Origin of the sequence: Jannaschia faecimaris (genome assembly GCF_900107415.1) — a bacterium.
GTDB classification, from domain to species: domain Bacteria; phylum Pseudomonadota; class Alphaproteobacteria; order Rhodobacterales; family Rhodobacteraceae; genus Jannaschia; species Jannaschia faecimaris.
On record NZ_FNPX01000009.1, the window covers coordinates 119794 to 131972 of the forward strand.

General features: G+C 62.3%; 12 protein-coding genes, 1 tRNA gene and 1 pseudogene. 4 read left to right on the forward strand and 10 right to left on the reverse strand.

The features are described 5' to 3' along the window. Positions 1-26: 26 nt before the first annotated feature. Positions 27-866, reverse strand: a complete 840-nt coding sequence (locus tag BLV27_RS11415; RefSeq protein WP_092646031.1) for a LysR family transcriptional regulator — start codon at positions 864-866, stop codon at positions 27-29. 86 nt (positions 867-952) lie between these two features. Between BLV27_RS11415 and BLV27_RS19360 the strand changes: the two genes are divergently transcribed. After that, positions 953-1123, forward strand: coding sequence for a hypothetical protein (locus tag BLV27_RS19360; RefSeq protein ID WP_170831432.1), 171 nt, complete (start codon positions 953-955; stop codon positions 1121-1123). Positions 1124-1185: 62 nt separating this feature from the next. On the opposite strand, the gene BLV27_RS11420 is transcribed toward BLV27_RS19360, so the two are convergent. The 3 genes from BLV27_RS11420 to BLV27_RS11430 form a co-directional block, all read right to left on the reverse strand. Next, complete coding sequence (locus tag BLV27_RS11420; RefSeq protein ID WP_244504629.1) at positions 1186-2424, reverse strand: glycerophosphodiester phosphodiesterase family protein; 1239 nt, start codon at positions 2422-2424, stop codon at positions 1186-1188. 292 nt (positions 2425-2716) lie between these two features. Next, positions 2717-3094, reverse strand: a complete 378-nt coding sequence (locus BLV27_RS11425) for an SUF system Fe-S cluster assembly protein (protein WP_092646035.1) — start codon at positions 3092-3094, stop codon at positions 2717-2719. A gap of 108 nt (positions 3095-3202) precedes the next feature. Beyond that, positions 3203-3793, reverse strand: a complete 591-nt coding sequence (locus tag BLV27_RS11430) for an outer membrane protein (protein WP_092646037.1) — start codon at positions 3791-3793, stop codon at positions 3203-3205. 465 nt (positions 3794-4258) lie between these two features. On the opposite strand from BLV27_RS11430, the gene tgt reads away from it, so the two are divergent. Further along, entirely contained in the window at positions 4259-5389 is a 1131-nt protein-coding gene (gene tgt / locus BLV27_RS11435; RefSeq protein ID WP_092646039.1) for a tRNA guanosine(34) transglycosylase Tgt, read from the forward strand. A gap of 466 nt (positions 5390-5855) precedes the next feature. After that, complete coding sequence (gene lon / locus BLV27_RS11440) at positions 5856-8255, forward strand: endopeptidase La (protein ID WP_092646041.1); 2400 nt, start codon at positions 5856-5858, stop codon at positions 8253-8255. 54 nt (positions 8256-8309) lie between these two features. Here the strand turns inward: lon and BLV27_RS11445 are convergent, their stop codons facing one another. Next, positions 8310-9221, reverse strand: coding sequence for a glutaminase (locus BLV27_RS11445; protein ID WP_092646043.1), 912 nt, complete (start codon positions 9219-9221; stop codon positions 8310-8312). A 758-nt stretch (positions 9222-9979) separates the two neighbouring features. Here BLV27_RS11445 and BLV27_RS11450 point away from each other — a divergent pair. Continuing rightward, positions 9980-10054, forward strand: a tRNA-Val gene (locus BLV27_RS11450). 55 nt (positions 10055-10109) lie between these two features. Here BLV27_RS11450 and BLV27_RS19760 read toward each other — a convergent pair. The 5 genes and pseudogenes from BLV27_RS19760 to BLV27_RS11470 all read right to left on the reverse strand — a co-directional run. Next, positions 10110-10625, reverse strand: a complete 516-nt coding sequence (locus tag BLV27_RS19760; RefSeq protein WP_244504630.1) for a tyrosine-type recombinase/integrase — start codon at positions 10623-10625, stop codon at positions 10110-10112. Continuing rightward, positions 10583-11131, reverse strand: coding sequence for a hypothetical protein (locus tag BLV27_RS19765; RefSeq protein ID WP_244504631.1), 549 nt, complete (start codon positions 11129-11131; stop codon positions 10583-10585). Before BLV27_RS19765 ends, BLV27_RS19760 begins: the two co-directional genes overlap by 43 nt. 17 nt (positions 11132-11148) lie before the next feature. After that, positions 11149-11289: pseudogene (locus BLV27_RS20215) on the reverse strand (excisionase family DNA-binding protein); the annotation flags it as partial. Between the two features lie 86 nt (positions 11290-11375). Then, positions 11376-12035, reverse strand: a complete 660-nt coding sequence (locus BLV27_RS11465; protein ID WP_092646047.1) for a hypothetical protein — start codon at positions 12033-12035, stop codon at positions 11376-11378. Further along, a partial coding sequence (locus BLV27_RS11470) for a DUF2312 domain-containing protein (RefSeq protein WP_139176610.1) occupies positions 12035-12179 on the reverse strand: 145 nt, incomplete at its 5' end. The genes BLV27_RS11465 and BLV27_RS11470, both read right to left, overlap by 1 nt.

Consider the following 12179-nt stretch of genomic DNA (forward strand, 5'->3'; position numbering starts at 1 on the left):
CAAGATATGCGCCATTGCGGCATGTCTCAAGGGGGCGTTATCGGCAACCGGTCGGTCAGGTAAGCGGCCAGTGATTCCAGAGCCGTACGGATCGCCGGCGTATGCCGCGCCTCGTGGTGACAGACCAGCCATTCTTCATGCGTCAGCGCGCCAATCGGATCGGACTTGCGGGCCAAGTCCGTGCCGTCGCCGACGAAACAAGGCAAGACGATCCGCCCTACGCCCGCCAGCGCCAACGCCAGGCCCAGCCGCGGGTCATTTACCGTGGTCACGATGTCGGTGCCGTGATTTTGGGCCACCCAGCGGGCCGAAGGTGTGCGCACCGCTTCGCTGCTGGCCCCGATCCACTCTTGCACGCCATCCCGACCGTAGACTGCAAAGTGCACGGTCGCCGTACGCCGCCCGGCCAACCACGGTTGTTCGGGGCGGCGGTTGCGGATGCCGATATCGATCTCGCGACGGGCGATGTCCATGTCCTGATCGCAGTGTACGAACTCAGGGACCCAGGGCGCGTCAGGGGACCAGAACCGAACAATGTCTGTGGCCAAGGTCTGCGCCGTCCAGGTGCCCGCCGATATGCGCACCCGGGTCGGCCCGTGACCGCTGGCCTGCCACTGCGCAACTTCGGTGGCCGCCGCCTCCATCTGTCGGGCATGGAGTTGCAGCGCGGCCCCGTCCTCGGTCATCGCATAGCTTTGCCCGCCGTGCCGGAAAAGACGTCGGCCCATCCGGGCCTCCAGCGCGGTCATTCGTCGCGAAAGAGTGGCCGTCGACGTGCCGATTTCGCCCGCCGCACCCGCCAGAGTGCCGTGCCGCGCGACGGCCGCAAACAGCGCCAAGTCGTTCCAGCGGATCGGATCTTGCATGGCTGAAAGGCTAGTTGCGGACCCGGCGGGCTGCAACGGCGGGGCGTGGGCCGCATCTTGGAAGCACAGACGCACAGGAGAAAGCCGTGTATGACCTTTCCGACCATTCCGTTGCCCTGTCTACGAATTATCAGCGCGAACAAGCCGAGTTTGCACGTCTGAAAGCCGACTTGCAGCGGCGCAAGTGGAAGAAATGGCTGCTTGCGCTGGCGCTTGTGATCGTGGGACGCCGTGCTGACGGGCAGAAGGGGCGCTGAAACCTCGCGCCCCTTCTTCGCCTGTCGGAGATGCCCGTGTCGACGGTTTGTGCCGGTTCGTCTTACAGCCCCATGCAGTTCGCGTAATACGTAACGGTCGCGGGCCAGTCCGAGAATATCCCCGCCACGCCCACGTCCTGCGCCAGCACGTCGACCAACTCATAGGTCACGCCGTCGTTGTCGGTTACGTCCTTTATTGACTGATAATACCAGCCGCCCCCGTCATTCAGGGGGCCGGAGCGTTCCAGCGACCACGCGATCAGGTTCAGGCCGGCGGCCTTGGCCTCCGTCGCGTAGACCGAGGGGACGATTCCGCCGTTTTCCACCGTGACCAGCATCCAAAGCGGCGGTGCGATGTAATTCACGCCCATGTCGGCCAGTTCCTGCATCGTCGGCTTGAACGTCGTCGCGTCCATCGGGTCGATCAGGCCCTCGTCCTCGTCTTCCGCATCGTAGCGGTCGTCGAGGTACACGGCCTGCGCGCCAAACTCCGGCTCATTCTCGATCCAGTAGAGGATATCCGACAGGTCGAACGATTGCGCCCAGACATCCGAGGCGGGCACGCCGGCGGCCTTGTATTCGTCGATCAGCTTCTGGGCATAGTCCGCCTGGCTGAACCCATCATGGGGCATTTCGACCGACGGGGCCTTCAGTTCGGGTGTGAACTTCGCCCCCAGCGATTTGAACAGCTTGATCGAGTCGGCGTGGGTCATGATCGTGGCACCCGCGCCATATAGCGACGTGCGGTACGCGGCGATACCGCCCTGGTAAGCCTCCGCCGTCGTGGCGTCGCCAGCGGCTGCGTCCATCTTGGGGTCCAAGGTTAGGAATTCGGCCAGCGTGATCTCGGACGTGCGGCATTCGGCGCTGGCCGGGGTTTCGCCCGACACGGGTGAAAAGGGCGTCACGCAGGTGTCAGCCAGACCGGTTACAAGGATATCGGTCGTTGTGTGCAGGTCGTTCTGCGCGTGGCGGCAGACCAGTTGATGATCCTTGGTGAAGGTCACGTCACATTCCAGAATGCCCGCCCCCATCTGCGCGGCGGCAACATTCGACTCGACCGTATGTTCGGGAAACATCAGCGGTGCGCCACGGTGGCCGATGGAGAAATCCGTGCGGATGGGGATCTGGCCGGCGCAGGATTGCAGCCTGGTCTTCAGGTCGCTGTCCGCCATCTGACTGATGAGCCAGGCGGGCCGGGGACCGTAGCTGAGGCCCGATTCTACGGTAGCATGGCCATCGGCAAGCGCGGGCGTCGTGGTCACGAGCATAAGGGCTACGAGCGTCATGCGAAGTGTCATTGGCTGATCTCCATGGGTGCGATGCCCACCATTAGACGTGTTCGAGTGACGGTTTGGTGACCGCTGCGTGAAGCATGGATGACGACACTGGGGATTCGGTAGCGCGCCAAGATAGCCCGCGTTGGACGGGCAGGATCGCTCAATCAGTCGGTCCTACGCCACATCGATAGAAAACTTCGGGTGTATTCAAAGATGAGTTAAGCGCCCGCAACAGGTTCGAGGGCGGACGCGCCCATTTGAGCAAGCAAGATACCAGTTGCCAGCTGGCCCGGACGCGCGCGATGGCCCGTTTTTACATGAACCCCAGCTCAAGCCGCGCTTCGTCTGACATCATTTCCATGCCCCAAGGTGGCTCGAACACCAGATCCACGTCGACGTCCTTTACGCCCGGTTGCGCCAGGACGGCATCGGCTACCCAACCCGGCATCTCGCCGGCGACGGGACAGCCCGGTGCGGTCAACGTCATGATCACCTTGACGGAATTCTCGGAATCGATGTCGATGGTGTAGATCAGGCCAAGATCGAAAATGTTGACCGGGATTTCCGGGTCAAACACCGAACGGCAGGCGTCCACGACGGCCTCGTGCAGCGGATGGTCCGTGGTCGACGGCGCGATAAGCGGCGTCCCCTCCAAACGGGTGTCGGTTTGGGATGTGGCGTCGGTTGTCATGGGTGCCCCCGAATTGGTCGACTTAAATGATAAGGATTGCGACCGGGAGGGTAAAGGGGGCGCGGCCCCTGTGACGCGCGCCCCCCAATTTTTCCGTTAGATCAGTTTTCAGAACCGGTAGTTCAGGTTCAGTCCGACAGTCGTCGCCGTCGCATCCACGCCCGGCGCGTTGTCGAGATCGCCGAAGTCATGGTACAGCAGTTCGGCACCGAAAGTAACGTTATCGGTCACGAAACGCTCGTACCCGACACCCGCGAAGTAACCGTCGGTGCTGCCGACGATGTTGGTGCTGGCCCGGGCGTAACCCGCCGTGCCGTAATAGAGCGCGGGACCGGTGGTGATGCCGTAACGGCCGCCCACGCGCAGAACGTCTTCCAGTTCGATGCCCGAAGCCTCCAGGTCGATCGAGCCGATGTCATACTGCAGCACGCCACCGAACACCTGGTTGCCGCGCTGTAGGTCGTAACCGGCGCGCAGGCCGTAAAGACCGCCGTCGTCATCAAGGTTGGCTGCACCGTCGGTGCTGATGTCGGCATAGCTGATCTGTCCACCGATGTAGGCACCCGACCATTCGTACATGGGCGCGGTTTCGACGAACACGGGCGTGGGGGCCGCTTCGGGCGCGGCGGGGGCCAGATTGCCGGCAAACGCCGGTGCGGCGGCGAAGGGGATTAGGGCTGCTAGTAGAATGTGTCTCATTGATCGCTCCTGTGGAAGTCTCGACCCGCTGAAGCGCGGACGTTGATACAGAGGTAACGCGCGAACTGGCGCTTGGTCAGATCTCAATCGCGTGATTGGGCCATGCCGGCAAAATTCGGCCAGACGGCGTGGGTTACCGGCGTGATCCTGCCTTGAAGCTGATATGTCTTCGGACCGAACTTGCCATGTCACGGCGCGGATCCCATTTGCTGTCGCCGAAGTAATTCCCGTTCAAGCGCCTCCCAACGTCCTGTCAGAGGGTCAAGCCGGTGCCTGACGCGGGAGTGGTGATTTAGATTGGCAGTCGCCCCCGCCTTATTGGTCTTGCCTGGATTGACCGGCTCCGTTGCCCGTGCAGCATCTCTTTCACGTTCCGTCTGGTTGGGTAGAGCCGCGTCACACTGTGGCGGGTTTGAAATGTGCCTGCTATGGCGCGTGACGTGCCGCGCAGAGGAGCCGCATTTCATGGCCCAAGACATCTCATTCCAACTCGACGCCACGGATGGTAAGGCCCGCGCCGGCGTGATCCGAACCACGCGTGGCGACATCCGGACGCCTGCCTTCATGCCCGTCGGCACCGCCGCGACCGTGAAAGGGATGATGCCCGAGTCGGTGCGCGCGACGGGGGCGGATGTCCTGCTGGGCAATACGTATCACCTGATGCTGCGGCCCACGGCGGAACGGATTGACCGACTGGGTGGGCTGCACAAGTTCATGAACTGGAACGGTCCGATCCTGACCGACTCGGGCGGGTTCCAAGTCATGAGCCTGGGCGCGTTGCGCAAGCTGGACGAAGACGGGGTGACGTTCAAATCCCACATCGACGGATCGAAGCACCGCCTGACGCCCGAGCGCAGCATGGAAATACAACGCTTGCTTGGGTCGGACATCGTGATGTGTTTCGACGAATGCCCGTCGCTGCCCGCCGACCGTGATCGCATTGCGTCATCGATGGAGTTGTCGATGCGCTGGGCTGCCCGCTCCAAGGCCGCTTTCGGGGACAGGCCCGGCCACGCCTTGTTCGGCATCCAGCAGGGCGGGCTGGAACAGGATTTGCGGGGGCGAAGCGCCGAAGCCCTGCGCGAGATCGGCTTCGACGGATATGCCGTCGGCGGATTGGCAGTGGGTGAGGGACAGGCGGCGATGTTCGACTGCCTGGACTATGCACCCGACCAACTGCCCGAGGACAGGCCGCGCTACCTTATGGGCGTGGGCAAGCCTGACGACATCGTGGGCGCGGTCGCGCGCGGTATCGACATGATGGATTGCGTTCTGCCGTCTCGGTCGGGTCGTACGGGGCAGGGCTGGACACGGCGGGGGCAGGTCAACCTGCGCAACGCACGCCACGCAGACGATCCGCGCCCGCTTGACGAGACGTGCGACTGCCCGGCCTGTCAAAACTATTCCCGCGCGTACCTGCACCACGTGATCCGCGCCAAGGAGATGATCGGCGGGATGCTCCTGACCTGGCACAACCTCCACTATTATCAGGACCTGATGGCCGGAATGAGGGCCGCGATTGCGGCGGGGACATTCGCGTCTTGGCAGACCGAATTTCATGCCAGGCGCGCCGAAGGGGATATCGAGCCGCTGTGATATCTGTCGCGAGCAAGCTGAGCGTTTAAATGACAATTCCCGCGCTGGCCCGGCCCCCTGTTCGATACGGCCGCTCGAGGTTGGCAACTCACGCATGTCGTGACCTGCGTCGGGTATTATGGCGTTTTGCCGGATACTCGGAAACTTCTCGCCTAAGGTGCATAGCCTTCGGATGTGCAATCCTGATGGCCCGATCGACTGTCTCAGATCACCGAATTTGCCCTGCGCGGCGGTGGGCCAATGGTTTATATAACGGACAGCGGCCTGATCCGTCGGGAGGCCGCGGGACCGCGGTGGTGCGTTTCTGCGGTTGCGCCGAATACCGGCGACGGCCACTATGGGAAACAAGACGGGAACATCCCGCGCATTGAAGACTGGCTTATCCGACCCCATTTCAGGTGTCGAAGACGGAAGGACCCCATCGCCGCCGCATTCGGGGCAGGGGACCTTTGCGAAAGGACAAGATATGACGACCTCCATCCACCCGGTGCTGCCGTTGCGCGACATCGTAGTATTCCCCCACATGATCGTCCCACTGTTCGTGGGGCGCGAGAAATCTGTTCGCGCCCTCGAGGAGGTGATGCAGGACGACAAGCAGATCCTGCTGTCCAGCCAGGTCGATCCGTCCGTGGACGAACCCGACAGCGATGGCATTTACCGTGTCGGCGTGCTGGCGAACGTGCTGCAACTGCTCAAGCTGCCCGACGGTACCGTGAAGGTGCTGGTCGAAGGCCGGAGCCGCGTAAAAATCAACCGTTTCCTTGAAAACGAGACCTTCTTCGAGGCCGAGGCCGAGGAGCTGATCGAAAGTCGTGGTGACCAGACCACGATCGACGCGCTCCTGAAATCGGTCGCCGACGAGTTCGAGCGGTACGCCAAGGTCAAGAAGAACATCCCCGAGGAGGCACTTGGGGCAGTGCAGGAAGCGCAGGACGCAGCCAAGCTGGTCGATCTGGTGTCCGGTCACCTCGGCATCGAAGTAGACCAGAAGCAGGAGCTTCTGGAACTGCTTACCGTGTCGGATCGCCTGGAAAAGGTGTTCGGCATGATGCAGGGCGAAATGTCCGTCCTGCAGGTGGAAAAGCGCATCAAGTCCCGCGTCAAATCCCAGATGGAAAAGACGCAGCGCGAATATTACCTCAATGAGCAGATGAAGGCGATCCAGAAGGAACTGGGCGACGGCGAAGACGGCCAGAACGAGGTGGCCGAGTTGGAGTCCCGGATCGCAGACACCAAGCTGTCCAAGGAAGCCCGCGAAAAGGCTGACGCCGAGATCAAGAAGCTTAAGAACATGTCGCCCATGTCCGCCGAGGCGACCGTGGTGCGCAACTATCTTGACTGGATGCTGTCGATCCCGTGGGGCAACAAGTCGCGCGTGAAGAAGGATATCGTCAAGGCCCGCGAGGTTCTCGACAAGGATCACTATGGCCTGGAAAAGGTCAAGGAACGGATCGTCGAATACCTTGCCGTGCAGGCTCGTTCGACCAAGCTGAAAGGGCCGATCATGTGCCTTGTCGGCCCGCCGGGCGTGGGCAAGACCTCCTTGGGCAAATCGGTCGCCAAGGCCACGGGGCGCGAGTTCATTCGCATCTCGCTGGGTGGCGTGCGTGACGAATCCGAGATCCGCGGCCACCGCCGGACCTATATCGGCTCCATGCCGGGCAAGATTATCCAGGCTTTGAAAAAGGCCAAGACGACGAACCCGCTCATCCTGCTCGATGAAATCGACAAGATGGGGAACGATTTCCGTGGCGATCCGGCATCGGCGATGTTGGAGGTGCTTGATCCGGAGCAGAACGGCACTTTCGTCGACCACTACCTTGAGGTCGAGTACGACCTGTCCAACGTGATGTTCCTGACCACGTCGAACTCCTACAACATGCCCGGCCCATTGATGGACCGGATGGAAATCATCCCCCTGGCCGGCTACACCGAAGAGGAGAAGGTCGAGATCGCCAAGGCGCATCTTTTGCCCAAGCAGGTCAAAAATCATGGATTGCGCAAGGGGGAGTTCACGGTCGAGGACGCCGCGCTTGAGGAAATGGTCCGCACGTACACCCGCGAAGCGGGTGTTCGGAACCTGGAGCGCGAGATCGCCAAGCTCGCCAGAAAGGCCGTGACCAAGATCGTCGGCAAAAAGGAAACGTCGATCGTTGTGACGCCGGAAAATCTGCACGATTTTCTGGGCGTGAAGAAGTATCGCTATGGCCTTGCCGAACTGGAGGACCAAATCGGTGTCGTTACCGGGCTGGCCTATACCTCGGTGGGCGGCGATTTGCTGCACATCGAGGCACTGCGCCTGCCGGGCAAGGGGCGGATGAAGACCACCGGCAAGCTGGGCGATGTGATGAAGGAGTCGATCGACGCGGCATCCTCCTACGTAAGATCCATCGCGCCGCAGATCGGGGTCAAGCCGCCCAAGTTCGACACGATGGACATTCACGTCCACGTGCCCGATGGGGCCACGCCGAAGGATGGGCCTAGCGCCGGTTTGGCGATGGTGACGTCTATCGTCTCGGCTTTGACGCAGATCCCCGTGCGGCGTGACATCGCCATGACGGGGGAAGTCAGCCTGCGTGGCAACGCGATGCCCATCGGCGGGCTCAAGGAGAAACTTCTCGCTGCGCTGCGGGGCGGCATCACGACCGTCCTCATCCCCGAGGAGAACGAGAAGGACCTGGCAGAATTGCCTGACAGCGTGAAGAACGGGCTGGAGATCATCCCGGTTAAGCACGTCTCCGAAGTGCTCAAGCTGGCCCTGACCGAAGCGCCCGAGCCAATCGACTGGGACGAGGCCGCCGAGGAGGCTGCAGCGTTGCGTGCAAAGACGGCGCAGGCGGCAGCTGACGGGGCGACGGCCCACTGAGGCCACGCACCGGACGTGAAATCAGGGGCTCCTTCGGGGGCCCCTTTTTTCATTTCAGTCGAAGACGGACCAATTTGTCCGGGTTGCGAAAACCTCTGTCGCTTGCGTGCCCAGATGCGAGTTGCCATTTGCATTCAGGCCCGGCGACCACACGGCGATCGATGCACGGCCCGGTGCGATCACCAATATGGCACCGCCCACACCGCTCTTGCCCGGCAGGCCCACGCGAAACGCGAAATCACCCGAGGCGTCGTAATGCCCGCAAGTCATCATCAACGCCAGGATCCGCCGCATCCGCCGGCGCGCAACAAGGCCCGGCATGTCGCGGCCCCCCACCAGGAACCGACCGGCCATCGCCAATTGCCGGCATGACATCGCGATTGCGCATTGATGGAAGTAGGTGCCACAGGTCATTTCGACGGGATTCCGCAAGTTGCCATGAGCCGCCATGAACTGGGCCAGCGCCATGTTGCGGTGCCCGGTCTCCTGTTCGGACCGGGCGACGTCGGCGTCGATATGGATCGCGTCGTCATCGGCGGCGGCGCGCACGAACTGCAAAAGTTCGGCCAGGGTTTCCTTCGGTGCGCGACCTTCCAGAATTGCATCGGTCACCACCAGCGCACCTGCGTTGATGAAGGGATTCCGCGGGATGCCGTGCTCGGTCTCAAGTTGCAGGATCGAGTTGAAGGCATGGCCCGAAGGTTCGCGCCCGACCCGGTGCCAAAGACCGTCGCCGTGCCGGCCAAGGGCCAGGGCCAGCGTGAAGACCTTGGAGACCGACTGGATCGAGAACGGAACATCCGCGTCCCCGGTGACCATCACGCGCCCGTCGACAGTGGCGACGGCCATTCCAAATTGATCCGGGTCGATATCGGCAAGCTCAGGGATATAAGTCGCGACGGCCCCGCGGTCGTCACGTCTGGCCATCTCATGGCCGATCTCGTCAAGCATCCGTTGGAAGTCCATGTCGCGTTCTGGGTCAGCCGGGCCAAGGCGACAAGAAGATACCGTCAGGTTCGACCAGAAAAAGAGCCTCGGAGGGCACGTTCATCGTACTACCTTGGCTGCCAACAGGGGTGGCGGTGTTGGTTTGTCACGATCAGATGGCCACCTCGTTGGTCACGAAGACAAGGAAGAGGAGCCGGACAAAAATACCCTTGCCCGACCTAGATGTATCTTCGACGATCACGACCGGATCAATCGGGGCTAGGTGCCGCGTTGCCAGCGAAGGCGTGGGGGGCGACAGTGGTCATTCGACAGCAGCGAGAAACGCCCGAGCCGGGCAGAATGATCCGCTGGCGGCGTTGGACTGGCATGCGTCGATCCCGTTTTCTAACGCACCACATTCATCGGCTTTTTCGGGGTGCGGGCGGCGACTTGGCACGCTTTCTCGACCTACCCGTAGGTATGAGAACACGATCGGAAACGGTCCAAATCCCGGTATGCAGTCATCCCGGCGTGTTAACCATGTCGCAAAGTTGAAATACTGATGAACTCCGCGCCATCCATTGTCTCCGCAAGGGCGCGATTTGTGATCCCTATCTGTACATGGCCCGTTGCAACGACCGTCAACCAAGCAGGGCCGGCGAGCGTAGATTTCTTGCGAGGCGGCCCCTCATTTTGGCTATCCGCAGTGTTCGGATTTGTGTTCAAACGATCTGCCAAGTGCCGCTTTGCAGGTCTTGAACCCCGTATCGCGTTTGTCTAAAGACCGGACACGGTTCGGGTGATTAGCTCAGTGGTAGAGCGCTTCGTTCACATCGAAGATGTCAGGGGTTCAAATCCCTTATCACCCACCACCGTTTCCCCTTTTTTATATGGATATTTGCGCCGATGTGCAAAGTGTTCATGGGTTCAGCGAACCTTTCTGACCGCACGGGGCGTGTCCGTGAACTCAAGGACGGCAGCCGCATCGGCAAGGTGTTCGGGCGCGAACCTGGCATAGACCCGCCTGGTCGTCTGGACGTTGGAGTGGGCGAGGAACTGGCTGACCTGTTCCATCGGTATGCCCATCGAAAGCATCTTGACCGCCGCTGTGTGTCGCAGATCGTGGACGCCGACAGCTCTGCCGATTCCGGCGCGCCTGACTGCCGCGTTGAAGCCGGTGCGGATCGAGCCGACCGGCTTCCCGCCGAATTCGATCACGTAATCTGACAGGCGCGCCTGATACGCCGCTTCTAAGGCGGCACGCGCCATGCGGTTCATGGCGACGACCGCCCGACCTTTCCGGGTCACGCCATCTGGCAAGCGGAGATTGATATTCCCGCGCTCGAAGTCGATCCGGCCCCACGTCAGATCAAGGATGGCCCCGATCCGCGCCGCTGTCGTTAAGCCAGGACTACGGCGAGTCGGACGTGCGGGACATCGCAACTGTCAATCAAGCGCACGGCCTCGGCATCAGAAAGGGGCGTCACGTCGCTGTCAGGTTTCGGGGGTCTCGGGATCTGCGGCGCGAAGTCGATCAGCCGCTTCTTCGCGGCCCATGACACGGCGCTGCGCAGATGGCCGAGTTCGGTATGCACGGTCCCGATGGTCCGCCCGCCGGTGACCCGCGCGGACACATAGGCGGCGCAATCCGCGTCGGTGATGTGTCGTGGGTAGAGGTCTCCAAAATGAGCAAGAACGGCCTTCCCCGTGTATCGCATCGTCTCCGCCGTCGGCTTGTCGCCCAGCCATTTGATGTAGTGGTCCCGGATGTCGCGCACGCTCATGTCTCGTGTCAGGGCTGTTTCCTTCGGGTATCGGTCCCGCGCTTCGCCTTCGGCCTCCGTTCGCGTGCGTGCCGCAAGCTGATAGCGCCGGCGCTTTCCGGTATCCGGGTCGATCCAGCGGACGCAGTATCCGCCGCGCAATCTGCCGATGGTGATGTCTGACATGCTTCGTATTCCTCAACAGCTGTTGCGGGGATGCGGAACATTCGGCCTACCCGAAAGCCGGGAAGGTCGCCGCGCTTCACCATCTGCCGAATTGTCTCGCCGGAGCAACCCCAGCGGTCGGCAAGGGTGTCGGGCGTGTATGGCCGTGCGCCCTGCATCAGGTCAGCGCCCGCCTGGCGCGGGTGAAATGGGTGGATGTCGGGTGCGCGGCGGGCATGTCAGGGGGCCTCCTATGTGGCGGTGGTCATGCGCAGGCATCCGCCGTCGCGTGCCCGCCCCATTGTTCGGCCATCGCCGCTGCCATGCCGGGAAAGAAACGTGATCGGATGCGGGCGCGGTCGGGGCCCGGGCTGGCGCGGTGAACGTCGGCGCGGGCGGTGGTTCCGTCGAGGGTGCCGGTGCGGGTCAGGGCGGGCAGGCCGCGCAGCCAGAAACAGGTCCGCTTGCGCTGATTGTCCGGGCCGCTGGCGTCTGTGCCGAAGTGCCACGGCTGCACTGACTGTGTGGGCTTGGGCTGGCCCGTGATCCGTTCGCGGGCGTGGCGGTGCATCACCGGGTTTTCGACCGCGACGCGTGGGATGTGGGGCACGGTCCAGACGGCGTCGAACAGGGCCGCGCCTTCATCCAGTTCGCGCCACATCTGGTCGTGCGTCTTGCCCGGCGGCGGGGTGTGCAGCCAGCGCACGCCGCTGTTCGTCAGACGGGTGCAGGGCGGGTGCATGACGGCCATCAGATCCCAGCTGTCCTGCATCACGTCGCGCACATCGCCGACGATGTGACGGTTCGACCGATCGACCGCCGGTTCAATGTCGCAAGACCAGACATCGTGGCCGAGCGCGGCGAAGGCGCGGCGCACGACGCCGGATGTTTCGCAGCCGATCAGGACGCGGAGCGGTATGGTCATCACGCCATCCCCAACGCTTCTTTGTACATATCCATGATCGCCTCTTCTTCGGCGATGTCGTCGGCTTCGCGTTTGCGCAGGGCGATGATCTTGCGCATGACCTTGGTGTCGTAGCCGCGCCCCTTGGCTTCGGACATGACATCC